General features: G+C 54.8%; 20 protein-coding genes and 3 tRNA genes. 14 read left to right on the top strand and 9 right to left on the bottom strand.

Translation table 11 applies throughout. The features are described 5' to 3' along the window. Positions 1-77: 77 nt before the first annotated feature. The 5 genes from osmY to GNG29_RS03380 form a co-directional block, all read right to left on the bottom strand. On the bottom strand, positions 78-695 hold the full coding sequence (gene osmY / locus GNG29_RS03400) for a molecular chaperone OsmY (RefSeq protein ID WP_103178169.1): 618 nt from the start codon (positions 693-695) through the stop codon (positions 78-80). Positions 696-999: 304 nt separating this feature from the next. After that, entirely contained in the window at positions 1,000-2,589 is a 1,590-nt protein-coding gene (gene prfC / locus GNG29_RS03395) for a peptide chain release factor 3 (protein ID WP_103178168.1), read from the bottom strand. A gap of 90 nt (positions 2,590-2,679) precedes the next feature. Further along, positions 2,680-3,357: a pyrimidine 5'-nucleotidase gene (yjjG, locus tag GNG29_RS03390; RefSeq protein WP_103178167.1), complete on the bottom strand. Its 678-nt coding sequence runs from the start codon at positions 3,355-3,357 to the stop codon at positions 2,680-2,682. Positions 3,358-3,375: 18 nt separating this feature from the next. Further along, positions 3,376-3,819, bottom strand: coding sequence for a ribosomal protein S18-alanine N-acetyltransferase (rimI, locus tag GNG29_RS03385; protein WP_103178166.1), 444 nt, complete (start codon positions 3,817-3,819; stop codon positions 3,376-3,378). Then, entirely contained in the window at positions 3,788-4,201 is a 414-nt protein-coding gene (locus GNG29_RS03380; RefSeq protein ID WP_156653888.1) for a DNA polymerase III subunit psi, read from the bottom strand. The genes rimI and GNG29_RS03380 overlap by 32 nt, the downstream gene beginning before the upstream one ends. Before the next feature lie 102 nt (positions 4,202-4,303). Between GNG29_RS03380 and rsmC the strand changes: the two genes are divergently transcribed. The 4 genes from rsmC to GNG29_RS03360 all read left to right on the top strand — a co-directional run bounded on the left by rsmC (position 4,304) and on the right by GNG29_RS03360 (position 5,793). Next, positions 4,304-5,332: a 16S rRNA (guanine(1207)-N(2))-methyltransferase RsmC gene (rsmC, locus tag GNG29_RS03375; protein WP_103178164.1), complete on the top strand. Its 1,029-nt coding sequence runs from the start codon at positions 4,304-4,306 to the stop codon at positions 5,330-5,332. 141 nt (positions 5,333-5,473) lie between these two features. After that, positions 5,474-5,560, top strand: a tRNA-Leu gene (locus GNG29_RS03370). A 29-nt stretch (positions 5,561-5,589) separates the two neighbouring features. Beyond that, positions 5,590-5,676 (top strand) — tRNA-Leu (locus GNG29_RS03365). A 31-nt stretch (positions 5,677-5,707) separates the two neighbouring features. Further along, a tRNA-Leu gene (locus GNG29_RS03360) sits at positions 5,708-5,793 on the top strand. Positions 5,794-5,832: 39 nt separating this feature from the next. On the opposite strand, the gene GNG29_RS03355 is transcribed toward GNG29_RS03360, so the two are convergent. Next, positions 5,833-6,063: a DUF1435 domain-containing protein gene (locus tag GNG29_RS03355; protein WP_103178163.1), complete on the bottom strand. Its 231-nt coding sequence runs from the start codon at positions 6,061-6,063 to the stop codon at positions 5,833-5,835. 156 nt (positions 6,064-6,219) lie between these two features. Here GNG29_RS03355 and fhuF point away from each other — a divergent pair, with 156 nt between their 5' ends. Continuing rightward, positions 6,220-7,008, top strand: coding sequence for a siderophore-iron reductase FhuF (gene fhuF / locus GNG29_RS03350; RefSeq protein WP_156653887.1), 789 nt, complete (start codon positions 6,220-6,222; stop codon positions 7,006-7,008). A gap of 55 nt (positions 7,009-7,063) precedes the next feature. On the opposite strand, the gene GNG29_RS03345 is transcribed toward fhuF, so the two are convergent. Beyond that, a complete protein-coding gene (locus tag GNG29_RS03345; protein ID WP_103178161.1) occupies positions 7,064-8,407 on the bottom strand; it encodes a PTS sugar transporter subunit IIC in 1,344 nt (447 codons plus the stop codon). 328 nt (positions 8,408-8,735) lie between these two features. Between GNG29_RS03345 and GNG29_RS03340 the strand changes: the two genes are divergently transcribed. Continuing rightward, positions 8,736-9,194 (top strand): YbaK/EbsC family protein, encoded by a 459-nt coding sequence (locus tag GNG29_RS03340; protein WP_156653886.1) that lies wholly within the window; start codon positions 8,736-8,738, stop codon positions 9,192-9,194. A gap of 41 nt (positions 9,195-9,235) precedes the next feature. Here GNG29_RS03340 and bglJ read toward each other — a convergent pair whose 3' ends face one another. Both bglJ and GNG29_RS03330 read right to left on the bottom strand, forming a co-directional pair. Beyond that, positions 9,236-9,871 carry a DNA-binding transcriptional activator BglJ gene (bglJ, locus tag GNG29_RS03335; protein ID WP_103178159.1) on the bottom strand — a complete coding sequence of 212 codons (636 nt, stop codon included), beginning with the start codon at positions 9,869-9,871 and terminating at the stop codon, positions 9,236-9,238. After that, on the bottom strand, positions 9,871-10,602 hold the full coding sequence (locus tag GNG29_RS03330) for a response regulator transcription factor (protein ID WP_156655431.1): 732 nt from the start codon (positions 10,600-10,602) through the stop codon (positions 9,871-9,873). Before GNG29_RS03330 ends, bglJ begins: the two co-directional genes overlap by 1 nt. Before the next feature lie 435 nt (positions 10,603-11,037). Between GNG29_RS03330 and GNG29_RS03325 the strand changes: the two genes are divergently transcribed. The 8 genes from GNG29_RS03325 to opgB all read left to right on the top strand — a co-directional run bounded on the left by GNG29_RS03325 (position 11,038) and on the right by opgB (position 17,927). Continuing rightward, the gene (locus tag GNG29_RS03325) at positions 11,038-11,814 is read left to right on the top strand and encodes a threonine/serine exporter ThrE family protein (protein ID WP_156653885.1); all 777 of its coding nucleotides are present in this window, start codon (positions 11,038-11,040) and stop codon (positions 11,812-11,814) included. After that, the gene (locus GNG29_RS03320; RefSeq protein WP_103178157.1) at positions 11,805-12,278 is read left to right on the top strand and encodes a threonine/serine exporter; all 474 of its coding nucleotides are present in this window, start codon (positions 11,805-11,807) and stop codon (positions 12,276-12,278) included. Before GNG29_RS03325 ends, GNG29_RS03320 begins: the two co-directional genes overlap by 10 nt. 66 nt (positions 12,279-12,344) lie before the next feature. Then, positions 12,345-12,986, top strand: a complete 642-nt coding sequence (locus GNG29_RS03315) for a TetR family transcriptional regulator (RefSeq protein ID WP_156653884.1) — start codon at positions 12,345-12,347, stop codon at positions 12,984-12,986. Between the two features lie 30 nt (positions 12,987-13,016). Next, positions 13,017-13,445, top strand: a complete 429-nt coding sequence (locus GNG29_RS03310; RefSeq protein WP_103178155.1) for an organic hydroperoxide resistance protein — start codon at positions 13,017-13,019, stop codon at positions 13,443-13,445. A 105-nt stretch (positions 13,446-13,550) separates the two neighbouring features. Further along, entirely contained in the window at positions 13,551-14,096 is a 546-nt protein-coding gene (gene dnaT / locus GNG29_RS03305; RefSeq protein ID WP_156653883.1) for a primosomal protein DnaT, read from the top strand. Next, entirely contained in the window at positions 14,093-14,830 is a 738-nt protein-coding gene (gene dnaC, locus GNG29_RS03300; protein WP_103178153.1) for a DNA replication protein DnaC, read from the top strand. Before dnaT ends, dnaC begins: the two co-directional genes overlap by 4 nt. A gap of 83 nt (positions 14,831-14,913) precedes the next feature. Beyond that, positions 14,914-15,420: a DUF2501 domain-containing protein gene (locus GNG29_RS03295; RefSeq protein WP_103178152.1), complete on the top strand. Its 507-nt coding sequence runs from the start codon at positions 14,914-14,916 to the stop codon at positions 15,418-15,420. A gap of 215 nt (positions 15,421-15,635) precedes the next feature. Then, positions 15,636-17,927, top strand: a complete 2,292-nt coding sequence (opgB, locus tag GNG29_RS03290) for a phosphatidylglycerol--membrane-oligosaccharide glycerophosphotransferase (protein ID WP_103181024.1) — start codon at positions 15,636-15,638, stop codon at positions 17,925-17,927. Positions 17,928-17,941 lie beyond the last annotated feature (14 nt).

The following is a 17,941-nucleotide window of genomic DNA, read 5'->3' as shown; positions in this document are numbered from 1 at the left end:
GTTGCTCACGGCGATATCTACATGTGTAATTCTTATCTCGCCTTCTGGCCTCAGCCAGAAGGACGAATTTTGGAGTTTTATTTCACTTTCAGATCGTTTTTAACGCTTTTCACGCCATCAATGGCTTTAGCGATACTTTCAGCACGGTCGCTCTGTGCCTTAGACTCGACTTCACCGCTGAGCTGTACCACGCCGTCGGTGGTTTCCACTTTCACATTACGTGAAGGGACGATGTCATCGGCAAGCAGTTTCGCTTTGATTTCGCTGGTAGTAGCAGCGTCACCGGCATAGCCTTTAGCAGACTGTTCCTTGCCGTCGCGAACATGCAGTTTGTCGCTGACAGATTTTACGCCCTCAATGCCTTTCGCCACGGAGACCGCTTTTTCAGCCTGCGCCTGGCTTTCAACGAAGCCACTCAGCGTGACGACGTTTTTATCGGTTTCTACAGAGATATCGGTGCTTTTAATGTCATCAGCGTCTACCAGCGCAGCTTTTACTTTTGCTGTGATAGAGCTGTCATCCATGAAGTTACCGACTTTATTCATAGAGTTATCGATTTTTTCCCCTGCGGTGTTCGCGGTGGATTGCGCTTTGTCGGTTGCAGTGGTTTCTGCCATTGCAGAACCGCATACCAGAGCGCTACCCATCATTACCGCCAGCAGAGTTTTCGAAATCTTCAGTTTTTTAGTATTCATCGATGTATTCCTGTGGTTTGCTCCGAATTCGAGCGTCAAACATCACGTGCAAGTAGTCTTTAGTACTACCAATCAACACTCGGGCGAGATGAGAACCTTATCAACACGCATTGAATGAAACTTTCATCTGCGCCCGGTGTTAAACACTGAGTTAAATATAGATCACTCTCACAGGTCCGCTTTCAGAATTGGGCAAAAAATGAGCAATAAGCAGCAAAAGCCGTTGAATTAAGAACATTCCGCAAGGGATTAATAAGGCAGGGATTTAAGCAGAGCACGGCAGCTGCCGTGCTCCGGGAAGGGATTAATGCTCGCGGGTTTTGCGGAACTGAATATCGGGATAACGCTCGTGCGCCAGGTTCAGGTTAACCATGGTTGGGGCGATATAGGTGAGATTATCACCGCCATCGAGCGCCAGCTGAACCTCGTTTTTACGCTTGAACTCTTCGAATTTCTTCACGTCAGAACACTCTACCCAGCGCGCCGTCGCCACGTTGACCGATTCGTAAATCGCTTCAACGTTGTACTCGCTCTTCAGACGGGCAACCACCACGTCAAACTGCAGCACGCCCACGGCGCCGACAATCAGATCGTTATTGGCGATAGGACGGAATACCTGCACCGCCCCCTCTTCCGACAGCTGAACAAGCCCTTTCAGCAGCTGTTTCTGCTTCAGCGGATCTTTCAGGCGGATACGGCGGAACAGCTCCGGTGCGAAGTTCGGAATACCGGTGAACTTCATCATCTCACCCTGAGTAAAGGTGTCGCCAATCTGGATGGTGCCGTGGTTATGCAGGCCAATGATGTCGCCCGGATACGCCTCTTCCACGTGGGAACGGTCACCGGCCATAAAGGTCAGCGCGTCGGAGATCACCACATCTTTACCGGTACGCACCTGGCGCAGCTTCATGCCCTTTTCATATTTGCCGGATACCACACGCATAAACGCCACGCGGTCGCGGTGTTTCGGGTCCATGTTGGCCTGAATCTTGAAGACGAAGCCGGTGAACTTCTCTTCGCTGGCAACTACTTCACGGGAGTCGGTATTACGCGGCATCGGCTGCGGCGCCCACTCCACCAGACCGTCCAGCATATGGTCCACGCCAAAGTTACCCAGCGCGGTACCAAAGAAGACCGGCGTGATTTCACCGCTCAGGAACAGCTCTTTATCAAATTCGTGGGAAGCGCCTTTGACCAGCTCCAGCTCTTCACGCAGCTGTTCTGCCAGCTCTTCGCCGACAGCCGCGTCCAGATCAGGGTTATCCAGCCCTTTAACGACGCGCACTTCCTGAATGGTGTGACCTTTACCGCTCTGGTAGAGGTAGGTTTCGTCTTTGTAGAGATGGTAAACGCCTTTAAACAGCTTACCGCAGCCAATTGGCCAGGTGATTGGCGCACAGGCGATCTTCAGCTCACGCTCTACCTCATCCATCACCTCCATCGGATCGCGGATGTCACGGTCGAGTTTGTTCATGAAGGTCAGGATCGGCGTGTCACGCAGACGGGTAACTTCCATCAGCTTACGGGTACGATCCTCAACGCCTTTTGCGGCATCGATCACCATCAGACAGCAGTCCACCGCCGTCAGGGTACGGTAAGTATCTTCGGAGAAGTCTTCGTGCCCCGGGGTGTCCAGCAGGTTCACCAGGCAGTCGTGATACGGGAACTGCATTACGGAGGTGGTAATCGAGATCCCACGCTGCTTTTCCATCTCCATCCAGTCCGATTTTGCATGCTGGCTGGAGCCACGGCCTTTTACCGTACCGGCGGTCTGGATCGCCTGTCCGAACAGCAGCACCTTTTCGGTGATGGTGGTTTTACCGGCATCCGGGTGAGAGATAATGGCAAAAGTACGGCGTTTCGCCACCTCTTGCAGATAAGGAGACAACGTCATAATTCAATCTTCTTTAAAAAGCGCGGCAGCGGGCCGCGCATCATGAATACGAAAATGCGGCTATTTTACCCATCAATGGGGGGCAGGCAATCAATGTTTACACAGGAGTTGCTCCAGTTCGCTCAGGGAGGTCACGGTCCAGGTCGGTGTGATCCCCTCCGGCAGGGTGCGGTTGTGCGCGTTCAGCCAGCAGGTGGAGAGCCCGGCGTTCATTCCACCAAGGATATCCGACTCCGCCGTGTCCCCCACCATCAGCACTTTCGCCCGGTCAGGGTTTCCGGCCTGGGCCAGCGCATAATCAAAGATTTGCGGGGCCGGTTTCGCCACGCCCACCTGTTCTGAAATTACTAATAAATCAAAGTAGTCACGGAAACCGGTCCGCTCAAGGCGGATCTGCTGGAGCGCGGTAAAGCCGTTGGTGATGATCCCGAGCTTCGCCTTGCCTTTCAGGGAGGCGAGCAGCGACGCGGCGCCCGGCAGCGGGGCGCAGATTTCAGCCATTGCATTAAGGAAGGCGTCGTTCAGATCGCCTGGCGGAACGTTCAGGCGCTCCGACCACCCCTGAAAACGCTGGTGTTGCAGCTGTAACGCGGTGATTGCGCCGTTCTGGTAATCCACCCACAACGGTTTATTCACCGTCTGGTAAGCCTGGAAATCTTCAGCAGTAAAGGTCACGCTGTAGTCGAGAAACATCCGCTGTAAGCCGCCGTACGAATCGAAGGTAAACAGCGTTTCATCGGCGTCAAAGAAAATCCAGTCCCAGTTCATTGTTACAACCTTTTTTAGTTATCCAAGCGGCAGAGCCATGATGATGGCGTCTTCACGTCCTTCTGCGGTGGGGTAATAGTTACGGCGGATCGTCGCCTCGTTAAAGCCCAGGCTCTCATAGAGTGCGATGGCGGCGACGTTCGACGCCCGTACTTCCAGCCACAGCGTGAACACGTCTCGTGCTTCCAGCTCGCGAATTAAATGTTCCAGCAGTTCTCTGCCCAGCCCACGGCGCTGGAAAGCAGGATCCACAGCGATGTTAAACAGCGTCGCTTCATCCAGAACAACCTGCGTGATGGCAAATGCCGCCAGCTGATTATCGACATCCAGCCGATAGTTCAGGTAACGCTCACCCTGGTTGCTGGCAAAGGTTTTTTCACTCCACGGAAAGGCGTGGGCGCGTTTTTCGATCTCAAAAGCTTGCGCTAAATCAGTCGTCGTGAGGGAAGAAATTGTGTTCATGTTCGCAGATTTGTTGCCACAGCGCGCGACGTGCCGCCGGGTTTACGTTAAGTTCGTCCAGCGCCGGAGAGGCCATACACGCCCCCTCCAGAGCAATCTCTTCTCTTACGCCAAGCTGCCAGCTGTTGCAGCGGCTGCCCTCGGGCAGCATGGCCACGCGATCGGGCGTCAGTTGTAGCACCTGATCGGCACCCAGCCTCAGCGCCCGAAGTACGTCGGCGATCACCGGCTCGCTCAGGGCGGGCAGGCTTTGCGCCACCATCACCAGACGAATATGCGCCGGTAGCGAGATGGCGATTTCGCCCTGCAATGCCGCCGGGCGGCGCAGCGCCCACTGGGTGATGCCCAGTTGCTGTAGTTGCCTGTCTCGTCGGGATGCCATTGCAAAAACTCCTGTTTGTCAGGCGCGCAAATATACCAAATGTGTCGAATCTGCGCCATCTACCTACTATAATCCCCGCCTGTGTTTATTGAGGAACAATTCATGTCTGCATTTACCCCGGCAAGTGAAGTCTTGCTGCGTCACAGTGATGATTTCGAACAAAGCCGTATTCTGTTTGCCGGAGATATGCAGGATGACCTGCCTGCCCGTTTCGAGTGCGCCGACAGCCGTGCGCACACCCAGCAGTATCACCACTGGCAGGTCCTGAGCCGTCAGATGGGCGAGCGCGCCCGTTTCAGCCTGGTGGCGGAACAGGCCGACGTGGCCGACTGCGATACGCTGATCTACTACTGGCCGAAGAACAAACCCGAAGCCCAGTTCCAGCTGATGAACCTGCTCTCCCTCCTGCCGGTGGGTTGCGATATCTTCGTGATCGGTGAAAACCGCAGCGGCGTGCGCAGCGCTGAGCAGATGCTGGCGGAGTACGTCACGCTGAACAAAGTCGACAGCGCCCGCCGCTGCGGCCTCTACCATGGCCGCCTGGACAAAAAACCGACCTTCGACGCGGAAAAATACTGGGGCGAATATCAGCTGGATGGCCTGACCATCAAAACCCTGCCGGGCGTCTTCAGCCGTGACGGTCTGGACGTGGGCAGCCAGCTGCTGCTCTCCACCTTTACGCCGCACACCAAAGGCAAAGTGCTGGATGTCGGCTGTGGCGCAGGCGTGCTCTCCGCTGTGCTGGCAAGCCACTCGCCGAAAGTGCGTTTAACCCTCACCGATGTGGGTGCATCCGCCATCGAAGCCAGCCGCGCGACCCTGGCGGCCAACAACATTGAAGGCGAAGTTTTTGCCTCCAACGTCCTCTCCGACGTGACCGGCCGTTTCGATATGATTATCTCTAATCCGCCATTCCATGACGGTGTGGAAACCAGCCTCGAAGCAGCACAGACCTTGATTCGTACCGCGGTACGCCATCTGAACAGCGGCGGTGAGCTGCGAATCGTGGCGAACGCCTTCCTGCCGTACCCGAAAGTGCTGGATGAAGTCTTCGGCTTCCACGAAGTGCTGGCGCAAACTGGCCGCTTTAAGATCTACCGCGCCATCATGACTCGCCAGGCGAAGAAGTAACGTCTCCCGCTGGCCTGAGCCGCCCGTTCAGGCCATTTTTGCAGCAAATAATATCTCCCGCACAATTATCTGTTGACGAAAAGCTGAAAACATCTAGAATGCGCCTCCGTGGTTACGATACTTTTACTGTATCGATGGTCTGCGAAGGTGGCGGAATTGGTAGACGCGCTAGCTTCAGGTGTTAGTGTCCTTACGGATGTGGGGGTTCGAGTCCCCCCCCTCGCACCAATAACCATGATTGATATTGCTCGCACTGGGCGAAGGTGGCGGAATTGGTAGACGCGCTAGCTTCAGGTGTTAGTGTCCTTACGGATGTGGGGGTTCGAGTCCCCCCCCTCGCACCAACGAGGCGATATCAAAAAATAAGATGACTGTGCGAAGGTGGCGGAATTGGTAGACGCGCTAGCTTCAGGTGTTAGTGTCCTTAGGATGTGGGGGTTCGAGTCCCCCCCCTCGCACCAATTATCTTATCTCTCCTGATTTTCTCTCTTTTTCTCCCGTTAGTTCAGATTCATTACCAGCACCCACATTCCCGCAATCAGCGCAACACATGATGGCAGCAGCACGAAATGCCGCAGTTGTTTATGCCAGATCATGGCGGATGAAATCAGCAAGCCCGACGCGATAATCACTTTCCAGACCGCTAACGACAGATCGGTACACGCCAGCCCGGCCATGACCATTCCCGGCAGTATCACGCCCCAGCCACTTCCCAACGCTCTGCTCAACATGATTCATCTCTCAAACCGATAATGATAACCAATATCATATGATAGATTTTCTCATTTGTCAGCGTTAAACCTGAATGTGTAAAAAGCCTTGCGCACGGATTTATCTATAGTTAGGATTGGCAATCATTATCATTTAGATTTTTATCCAGCTAACTTATGGCCACACGTTCCGCACACGCTGTTGAGAATATTATCTGGCAAACGCCACTGTCGGCCGGGCCTTCAGGGCTTGCGGACGCGATGCGTGAGGCTATCGGTCAGACGCGTGCCTATCTGCTGGATGTCATCAAGCTGGATGAACCCCATCCTCATCACGCCATGACGCTGGCGCAGTGGCAGCGTCCTTCCGAACTGCAGTCTTTGCTGGCGACCTACTCCGATCATATCTACCGCAACCAGCCCACGATGGCGCGGGAAAACAAGCCGCTGCTGTCGCTGTGGGCACAGTGGTATATCGGGCTGATGGTCCCACCGATGATGCTGGCCCTGCTGACCCAGGATGTGGCGCTGGATATTTCCCCGGAACATTTCCACGTTGAGTTTCACGAAACCGGGCGCGCAGCCTGCTTCTGGATCGACGTTCAGGAAGACAGCCAGGCAACCTCCCTTTCGGCCCGGCAGCGTATGGAAATGCTGGTGACACGCGCGCTGGTCCCGGTGGTTGACGTCCTGGAAGCGACGGGTGAGATCAACGGCAAACTTATCTGGAGCAATACCGGCTATTTAATTCACTGGTATCTGACCGAAATGAAACCCCTGCTGGGGGAAGAGAAAGTGGACGCGCTGCGTCAGGCGATTTTCTTTGCCCGCCAGCTCTCCGATGGGCGTGACAACCCGCTTTATCGCACCGTCGTCCCGCGCGACGGCCTGCTGGTGCGTCGTACCTGCTGTCAGCGCTATCGCCTGCCGGACGTTCAGCAGTGCGGCGATTGCACGCTGAAATAGTTTGTCAGGTCCAATAGATGAAAACGGCAACCCAAGGGTTGCCGTTTTGCTTTTATTAAGCGACCTGCTGACTCTCTTCTTCTGCACGCTGGGCCTCTTCGGCCTCCTGCGCCAGCAGCTGCTTCTCATACACCTTAAAGAACGGGTAGTAGATGATGGCGGAGACCATCGCTAACAGCAGGACCAGGATCGCCGCCCTGAAGTCCCAGCCCAGCGCCCAGGCAGCCCCCACCGGCGCAGGAGCGGTCCAGGGAACCACCGAAATCACGCGGCCAATCAGATCCAGCTTCATCGCCGCCCACGCCAGCACCGCGTTGACCATTGGCGCCAGCAGGAACGGGATAAAGAACACCGGGTTCATCACGATAGGCGTACCGAAGATCACCGGTTCGTTGATGTTGAAAATACTCGGCACCACGCTCAGCCGTCCAATGGAACGCAGGTGCGCCGAACGGCTACGCAGATAGCAGAACACCAGCCCCATCGTGGCCCCGGAGCCGCCAATCACAATGAAGAAAGTCCAGAACGCCTCCATAAAGATGTGTGGCAGCGGCGCGCTTTGCGCCAGCGCGGTCTGGTTCATCCCCAGGTTGGTGAGCCAGAACATCTGCAGCATACCGGAGACAATCGCCGCCCCGTGGATGCCCGCAAACCACAGCAGGTGACCAATCAGCACCGCCAGCAGGATTGCCGGCAGCGAGTCCGCCGCCGCCACCAGCGGTTTAAAGATGGCCATGATCGCCTGCGGGATCAGCATGCCAAACTGCGACTGAATAAGCAGGCTCAGTGGATAGAGGGTTAGCACCACCACCAGCACCGGGATCAGCAGGTCGAAGGAGTTCTTGATCATCGGCGGCACCTGGTCGGGCAGGCGAATACCGATATTGTGCGCCTTCAGAAAACGCATCATCTCCACGCAGTAGATCGCCACCAGAATGGCGGTGAAGATCCCCGTCCCGCCGAGGCTGTCCACCGGCAATGCGCCTTTGGTTTTTGGCGCGGCGATCAGCAGGAAGGCCATCAGCGACAGCATGGCGCACATGAAGGGATCGAGCTGATACGCTTTTACATAATGCTTGCCCAGGTTGTAGGCGATAGCGGCACAGATATAGAGGGACATCACGCCCATCGTCATATCGAAGGGGGTGAGGATCTGGCCTTCAAACTGTTTTGCCATATCCAGCCAGGCGCGGGCAAAGCCCCATGTGGTGTCCGGCGAAAACGGCGGGTAAGCAAACACTAATAAGAACGAGCCCACAATCATAAACGGCATCGCGGAGATAAAACCGTCGCGGATCGCCATCACGTGACGCTGGGAGGAGATGCGTCCGGCAATGGGGCTGACATAGTTTTCAACAAATCGGAATATCAGGTTAAACGCAGCATGGTTGGCAGACATAACGGCTCTCCTGTCAGACGATCGTTTCGGGCGTTGTGACGCCGCACGGTGTTCCATATACCACTTTCACCACCTTGCTGGCTCGCTTACCAGCGGGACTGCTCAAACGGATAGGTTTCATAATCGACTCTTATTATTGGATACAGGGGAAGTGACGTAATCAGTATTAATCTCCGCATCATGGTCTGCAACCGGTTACTGTAACCGGTTTCCGTGATTGTGAAGATGATCCAGAAATCGCTGATATCAGAAGCGTGTGACCTGGTAAATATTTAAAGGGCATCATCTCTTATGAACGACAACGCAGAATATTTTTCTGGAGGAAACAATGAGTTTGCAGTCTGTGCGCCAGTTTTTCGCTGACCACGCCCCGGATGTTGAAGTCATCGAACTGGGTCAAAGTACCGCTACCGTTGCGCTGGCTGCCGAGGCCCACAACGTCGCGCCGGGTCAGATAGCGAAAACGCTGTCGCTAAAAATTAAAGATGAGGTGATCCTCGTGGTTGCCAAAGGCGATGCGCGTCTTGATAACAAAAAGCTGAAGCAGACGTTTGGCGCAAAGGCCCGAATGCTGAGTAGTGACGAGGTGGTGACAATCACAGGGCATCCTGTGGGTGGCGTCTGCCCTTTCGGACTGGAAACGCCGCTGGCGGTCTATTGCGACATCTCTCTCAGACAGTATGCGGAAGTGCTGCCCGCTGCCGGTGCGATCCACAGCGCGGTGCGTATTTCTCCGGAAAGAATGGCCGAGCTCACTCAGGCAACATGGGTAGACGTTTGTCTGTAAGTCCCGCGCCAGAACCGTTCTGGCGCAGACTTTTGCATGGGTTATGAAAAGTGTTGGGAAATGAAGCGCGAGTTGCGGGGATCCGGGACGGGAAAATGGGTCAGGATATCCGCTGCGTGCAGTAATCCCACGTCGGAACGCACCCCGAGCTTAATCATGGCATTGAATTTATGCGCACGAATGGTTTTGATGTTGCGATCGAGCCGGGTGGCAATTTCCGGGATGGAGAAGCCGCACGACATAAACTGCAAAATGGCGCGCTCGGTTGGGCTAAGCAGTCTTCCACGATGAATATTCCAGTGGTTATTATGCCCGTCATTAACCCGTCGGTTCTCGCTCAATATTTTGCTCAGGTGCTCCTGCAGGTCGGCGAGCGGCTCAGATTTGAGAATCACCCCATGCAGGCGTGACGGCGAAAGCTGATTAATCAGGCTCGCTTCTGCCTCATCTGATGCCAGTACGATTCGCTGAATCATGCCGTATGTGGCAGCCACTTCCTTAATACAGACCAGGCAATTACGCCGCTCTTCCCGCTCATCCGAGAGGGAGTAAATTAACGACGTGTATGGAACAAAACTAAGTGAGGACTGGAAACTATTAATGTTATTAAACAGGTGGACTTCATAATTTTTAAGTGCGGGGCTGGCAAAAAGATGCTTAAGCCCCATACCACTCATCATGCACTTTTCGACGATAGCGATATGTCTTTTGTTCGCGTTCTTTTCCATTCGTCTTGCTCTCCATAGGCAGAGAATAAACTCAGCTCTTTCATTCCCTTAGTGCTGTTAATCCACGCGTACATTTCGGCATTACTCGTTAAAGCAAGTCTTCTCATGGCACTGTTTTTTTGCGCACTTACCGTTTTATTACTCTTTTTCAGCAATGCGGCGATTTGATTAATTCCCCATCCTTTTCCCAGTAAGCGTAATACTTTGCGCTCCGAGAAGGTCAACATGACTTCATCCTGGTTGTCATATAAATCATCTGGATCGGGTATTAATAGCGTCTGGCTAATACGTTCAGCGTTTTCGCTACCCGCCTGGATAGCCTTAACCACACTTTCGACGGGCTCCATGTTGGATAGCAACGTACTTTCTGGACGCATCAAGTGCTCAACAGCGAGGGGATAAATTGCCCGAGAAACCAAAAATATCCAGTGAATATCCCGATACTGATTTTGTAATGCGTGATACTGATTGCATATATTAAGCGGATTACGCTGTTCATCTGAAATATCAACGATGACCACAACTGCGCGACGCAATTGGAGAAGCGTCAGTTCTTCATGGGTCCGACAGTAAGAACGATCGTAGTCCGGGAAATAGCGTAACATAATGCTACCGAGGCCGGTCTGCATTATGGGTGATTTTCCAATTATTATTACATTTTTACAGATCAATGACGGCATTTGCGCTCCGAATCCATTCATACGTTCATTCCACGTCGTTCATCTAACTTAATTACCTGTTTGTTTAACAGGGCGACGTAAAAATGTAATGTCTTTCCTTTTTCATTAGCTGAGCGAAATGAGAGTGCGATAAGAACCAGCATCACAAATATATACACCGCCAAAACAGCATTAATATCGCAAAATAACTCTTCAATGTTAACCTGTAGTGCATTATATTTTTAAAAAGAGAAAGTTAGATATTCTAAATATAGATTTAATAAATATGTAAATATAAAAACCATAGAAATTAATAATTAATTCGCTCAACGAAAAGTATATTTACCGCATCAATCTGCTCAAACCTTGATCTGGCCCAGAGCAAACGCTACCGGCTTGTGTGCTAAAAGTAGACATTCCGGCTATCCACCCGTCACTCTCTCCTCAGGGCAAAAGATGCAGGCAGATCAATCCTCACAACGCGCCGTCACGCGACTGTGTATTCAGTGCGGCCTTTTTTTATTGCAACACGGTGCCGAAAGCGCCCTGGTGGAGGAGCTCTCTACCCGACTGGGGCTGGCTCTGGGTATGGACAGCGTAGAGAGCGCCATCTCCTCTAACGCGATTGTGCTGACCACCATTAAATCGGGCCAGTGTCTGACCTCAACGCGTAAAAACCACGATCGTGGGATCAACATGCACGTCGTCACCGAGGTGCAACACATCGTGATCATGGCGGAACACAAGCTGCTGGATGCGCAGGGGGTCGAAAAACGCTTCAGCCAGATCAAGCCGTTGCGCTATCCACGCTGGCTGGTAGTGCTGATGGTGGGCCTCTCCTGCGCCTGCTTCTGTAAACTTAACAACGGCGGCTGGGATGGCGCTATGGTGACCTTTATCGCCAGCACCCTCGCCATGTACGTGCGTCAGGTGCTGACGGGCCGGCATCTGCACCCGCAAATTAACTTCTGCATCACCGCCTTTGTCGCCACCACGGTTTCCGGCCTGCTGCTGCGGCTGCCGGGTTTTGCCACCACCCCGACCATCGCCATGGCCGCCAGCGTGCTGCTGCTGGTGCCGGGCTTTCCGCTGATTAATGCCGTGGCCGATATGTTCAAAGGTCACATCAATACCGGTCTTGCCCGCTGGGCGATAGCCAGTTTACTCACCCTCGCCACCTGTATTGGGGTGGTGATGGCCATGACGTTATGGGGACTTCGCGGATGGGCGTAATCGATTTTCTCTGGGCGCTGGCCCAGGACATGATGTTGTCGGCCATTCCGGCGGTGGGTTTTGCCATGGTATTTAACGTACCCCATCGCGCCCTGCCGTGGTGTGCGCTTTTGGGGGCGATCGGCCACGGCTCGCGTATGACGATGATGACCGCCGGGATGAATATCGAATGGTCGACCTTTATGGCCTCGATGCTGGTGGGCAGCATTGGGATCCAGTGGTCGCGCTGGTATCTGGCGCATCCGAAAGTCTTTACCGTCGCGGCGGTGATCCCCATGTTTCCGGGCATCTCTGCCTATACCGCGATGATCTCGGCGGTGAAAATTAGCCACTTTGGCTACAGCGAAGCGCAGATGATCATGCTGCTGACTAACTTCCTGAAAGCCTCGTCAATCGTCGGCGCCCTCTCAATCGGGCTGTCGATCCCCGGGCTATGGCTCTACCGCAAACGCCCCCGGGTTTGAGAGTTGTGTTCTCCCGCTGCCGTGGTGATAATCCTCTGCTCTCATGTGGCTAAGTAAGGAGCAGATGTGTCTAACCCCGGCAGCGAAAACGCGGAAAACGGCGACGGCTCCCGCCTGAAAGACAAAATCTTCCTCAGCGCCCTCTCGCTGTTTGCCGAGTACGGGCTTAACGGCGCTCGCATGGAGCAGATCGCCGAGAAAGCGGGCACCACCAAACGGATGGTGGTGTATCACTTTAAGACCAAAGAGAACCTCTACCTGCTGGTGCTGGAATATGTCTACACGCAGATCCGCGCCAGTGAGATGCAGCTCAGCCTGGATGCAATGCCGCCGGTAGAAGCGCTGGTGGAGCTGGTGGAAACCACCTTTGACTATCACGCCGACCATCCGGACTACATCCGCATTATCTGTATGGAGAACATGCAGCGGGGCCGGTTTATGCAGCAGTCGGCCTTGCTGCGCCAGGTGAACCGCAGCGCGCTGGATCTGCTGGAAACCATCCTCAAACGCGGCAAAGAGAAGCAACTCTTTAACCAGACGGTGAACGCCCGGGATTTGCATCGCCTCATCAGCAGCTTCAGCTTTCACTATGTGGCCAACAGCTACACCTTCACCCTGCTGTTTGAGGATGGCGCTGATGAACAGGCCCAGCGGCAACACTATCGAAAAATGGCGGTTCAGGTTGCCTTGCGTTATACCTGTCCTTAGCGCTTTCACCCCTGAGATAAGGAACCTACCATGTCTTTAGAAAAAGTTGTCTATACCGCCAAAGCCAAAGCTACCGGCGGCCGTGATGGTCGCGCCACCTCGTCCGACGGCGTGCTGGATGTCAAACTGGGCGTCCCCAAAGAGATGGGCGGCGCGGGCGGTGAAGTCACCAACCCGGAACAACTGTTCGCGGCGGGCTACTCAGCCTGTTTTCTCGGCGCCATGAAATTTGTGGCTAACCGCGACAAAATCACCATGCCGCAGGATGCCTTTATTGAGGGCGAAGTGGGGATCGGGCCGCTGCCAACCGGGTTTGGCATCGAAGCGAAACTGAATATTCACCTGCCAGGGATGGACGCCAGTGAGGCGAAAAAGCTGGTGGATGCGGCGCACATTGTCTGCCCGTACTCTAACGCCACCCGCAACAATATCGATGTGACGCTGAATATTATCTCCTGATTTTTCAGGGGGTCAGGGAGCGGGTTTCAGACCCCTGCCTGCCCCCTCCTCTCTGTGCTACCATAAGCCCATATCTCGTCCGCAGTAACTCAGTAGAGAAGTATTATGTCCTCCAGAATCCTGACCACCAGCGTCACTGGCATTGATGCCTTTATGCACGATCCCCGCGGCGTGCTGTCCAGGGCGCAAGGCGGTACTGTCGCCGTTTTCGCCGATAACGCACCGGCTTTTTACGCCATCACGCCGCAGCGTCTGGCCGAGCTGCTGGAGCTGGAAGCGCGCCTGGCGCGCCCGGCCAGTGACGTCACTCTGGATACTCAATTCTTCGAGGAGCCTACCAGCGCGCCGGTTGCGGTGCCGATGGGCAAATTCGCCATGTACAATGGCTGGCAGCCGGACCCCGATTTCCAGCGTCAGGCGGCGCTGTGGGGCATTGCCCTCACCCAGCCCGTCGCCCCTGAGGAGCTGGCCGCTTTTACCGCCTACTGGCAGGCGGAAGGGAAAGTCTTTCACCATATCCAGTGGCAGCAGAAGCTGGCGCGCAGCGTGCAGATCAACCGGGCCAGCAGCGGCAACCAGGCCAGACGCGATGTGAATACCTTTTCAGAACCGGATAAACAGATCCCCCACGGATTCCGAGGTGCCAAATGAAAGAGTTCGGCGAACTGATGAAACGTCTGCAGAAGATCATGCCCGCTAACGTCAAACCGGCCTTTACCACCGGTGAAGAGCTGCTGGCGTGGCAAAAAGAGCAGGGTAAGATCCGCGCGGCGGCGCTGGCGCGGGAGAACCGCGCCATGAAGATGCAGCGCACCTTTAACCGCTCCGGCATTCGTCCTCTGCATCAGAACTGCTCCTTCGACAACTACAAGGTGGAGACCCAGGGACAACTCCAGGCTCTGCAACAGGCGCGCCAGTACGTAGAAGAGTTTGACGGCAACATCGCCAGCTTTATCTTCAGCGGCAAGCCGGGCACCGGCAAAAATCATCTCGCGGCGGCCATCTGCAACGAGCTGCTGCTGCGCGGTAAATCGGTGCTGATCATCACCGTGGCTGACATCATGTCCGCCATGAAAGATACCTTCAGCAACCGGGAGACCAGCGAAGAACAGCTGTTGAACGATCTGAGTAACGTGGATCTGCTGGTGATTGATGAAATCGGCGTGCAGACCGAATCGCGCTATGAAAAGGTGATCATTAACCAGATTGTCGATCGCCGCTCCTCCTCCAAACGCCCGACCGGCATGCTGACCAACCATAACGTTGAAGAGATGACCCGTCTGCTGGGCGAGCGGGTGATGGATCGCATGAAACTGGGTAACAGTCTGTATGTGATTTTTGACTGGGAAAGCTATCGCAGCCGCGTTACCGGTAAAGAGTATTAGGATATTTACCCAAGTCCTGCACTGTCGCGAGGTTTATACTGGCTGCCATTCCGCCCCGGCGGGCAATCGACAGAGTAGGTCTTATGAAAACACATTTTCTTCTTAGCGCCGCAGTCAGCGCCCTCCTGATGACCGGTACAGCCCAGGCGGCCTCCTCCTGGCAGGATACGCTCAACAGCGCCGCCAGCCAGCTCAGCGCGGGCAGCAGCAACAGCACCACCACAACCTCCCAGAGCGGTGGCCTCTCCCTCTCCTCGCTCACCGGTCTGCTCAACAACGGCACCCAGTCGCTCTCTGCCAGCAACATGAATAACGCAGCCGGGATTCTCGAGTACTGCGCCAAAGAGAAGCTGGCCTCGATGACCGACGCCACCAACATTAAAAATCAGGTGCTGGGTAAGCTGGGTCTCGACACCCAGGAAGAGCAGCAGCAGGACACCAACTATCTGGAAGGGATCCAGGGTCTGCTGAATGCCAATAACGGCGAACAGCTGAATCTGGAAACCATCGGCAACTCTCCGCTGGCGAAGAAGGTCAAAGCCCAGGCCTGTGATTTTGTCCTGAAACAGGGAATGAGCTTTATCTCCTGATCCCCGACACGCCGCGACGGCTGCCGCGGCGTTTCTCCCCTTCCCCGCAGAAAGCGACGCCCGTCAAACATTCGATTTTCTAAACCAAATCCTAACAACAGCACAATTGCGTGACACTACAATTGCAGCTTGATGGCATCGCCATTACATTGGATCACCCAAAAATTAAACAGTTAATCCGCCAATCGGCGGATGCCTTTGTTGAGGATAAGCTGTTGTCAGAGTTTATTTCTGTTGCCCTGTTTATCGCCTCGGTGGTTATCTATTCCCGCAAAGCGGGTCGTAACACCTGGTGGTTTGCTGTCACCCTGCTGGTGCTGGGGCTTTTTGTCGTACTGAACATTACCCTCTACGCCAGTGACTACTTTACCGGCGACGGCATTAACGATGCTGTTCTCTATACCCTGACCAACAGTCTGACCGGTGCCGGGGTTAGTAAGTACATACTTCCAGGTATTGGTGTGGTGGTTGCCCTGGTGGCGGTATTCGGCCTGCTGGGCTGGATCCTGCGCCGCCGCCGTCATCATCCGCATCATCTCGGTTATAGCCTGCTGGCGCTGGTACTGGCCCTCGCCTCGGTGGATGCCAGCCCGGCGTTTCACCAGATCACCGAGCTGGTGAAATCCCAGTCCCGCGATGGCGATCCCGACTTTGCGGCGTATTACAAAGAGCCGGGTAAAACCATTCCAAACCCGAAACTCAACCTGGTCTATATCTATGGCGAAAGCCTGGAGCGCACCTACTTTGATAATGACGCCTTCCCGGATCTCGCGCCGGAGCTGGGTGCTATCAAAAATGAGGGGATCGATTTCAGCCACACCGCGCAGCTGCCTGGCACCGATTACACCATCGCCGGCATGGTCGCCTCCCAGTGTGGCATTCCGCTGTTCGCCCCGTTTGAAGGTAACGCTTCCGCATCGGTGTCGAGCTTCTTCCCGCAGAATATCTGTCTCGGCGATATCCTGAAAAACTCCGGGTACGAGAACTACTTCATGCAGGGCGCCAACCTCCGTTTCGCCGGGAAAGATGTGTTCCTGAAGTCCCACGGTTTTGACCATCTCTACGGTGCAGAAGAGTTAAAAACCACCGTCGCGGATCCGACCTACCGTAACGACTGGGGCTTCTATGACGATACGGTGCTGGATGAAACCTGGAAAAAATTCGAGGCGCTGTCACAGTCCGGCAAACGCTTCTCGCTGTTTGCCCTGACGGTGGATACGCACCACCCGGACGGCTTTATCTCCCGCACCTGCCAGCGCAAGCGCTATGCCCTTGACGGCAAGCCCAATCAATCCTTTAGCGCGGTGGGCTGTAGTCAGGAGCACATTGCGGCGCTGATCGAAAAAATCAAAGCCTCGCCGTATTTCAAAAACACGGTGATTGTGGTCTCTTCCGACCATCTGGCGATGAAAAACACCGCCTGGGATGCGCTGAACAAGCACGATCGCAGCAACCTGTTCTTTATCCTGCGTGGCGATAAGCCGCAGCAGGAGGTGATGGCCGTGAAGCGCAACACCATGGATAACGGCGCAACGGTGCTGGATATCCTCGGCGGGGATAACTTTATCGGCCTGGGCCGCAGTAGCCTCTCCGGGCAGTCGCTGTCTGAAGTGTTCCTCAACATGAAGGAAAAAGTGCTGGCGTGGAAACCGGACGTCATTCGCCTGTGGAACTTCCCGAAAGAGCTGAAAGAATTCACCATCGACAGCCAGAAAAACATGATGGCCTTCTCCGACAGCCACTTCCGCCTGCCGCTGCTGCTGCGCGTTTCCGATAAGCGGGTGGAACCGCTGCCGGAAAGCGAATACTCGGCTCCGCTGCGCTACCAGCTGGCGGATTTCGCCCCGCGGGATAACTTTGTCTGGGTCGATCGCTGCTACAAGATGGGTCAGCTCTGGTCGCAGCCGCTGGCGCTCTCTACCGACTGGTGTGTTTCTCAGGGCCAGTTAGGCGGCGAGCAGACCGTGCAGCATGTCGATAAAGCACAGTGGAAGGGCAAGACGGCGTTTAAAGATACAGTGATCAGCACCGATCGCTATCAGCGCAACGTCGACATGCTCAAGGTGTCCGACAACGACATCCGCTACAAGGCTGACAGCTTTGTCTTTAACGTGGCCGGGGCGCCCGAAGAGGTGAAGCAGTTCAGCGGGATCTCGCGTCCGGAATCCTGGGGACGCTGGTCTAACGCCCAACTGGGTGATGAGGTGAAGATCGAATATAACCAGCCGCTGCCGGCGAAATTCGACCTGGTGATCACCGCCAAAGCCTGGGGACCAAACGCTAACAAACCGATTCCGGTACGTATTGGCGATAAAGAGCAGACCCTGACGCTGGGGAACGAGGTCACCACCACGACGCTGCATTTCGACAACCCGTCGCACAGCAGCACGCTGGTGATTGTTCCGCCTGCACCGGAGTCCACTAACGAGGGGAATATTCTCGGCCACTCTCCGCGCCAGCTGGGGATCGGGATGGTGGAGATCAAAGTGGTTAACGCGGAAGGGTAAACCCGGGAGAGGCT

This window comes from Leclercia sp. Colony189, assembly GCF_009740165.1.
GTDB lineage: Bacteria > Pseudomonadota > Gammaproteobacteria > Enterobacterales > Enterobacteriaceae > Enterobacter.
Note: the sequence above shows the minus strand (reverse complement) of the source record. Positions and strands in the feature narration are given on the sequence as shown.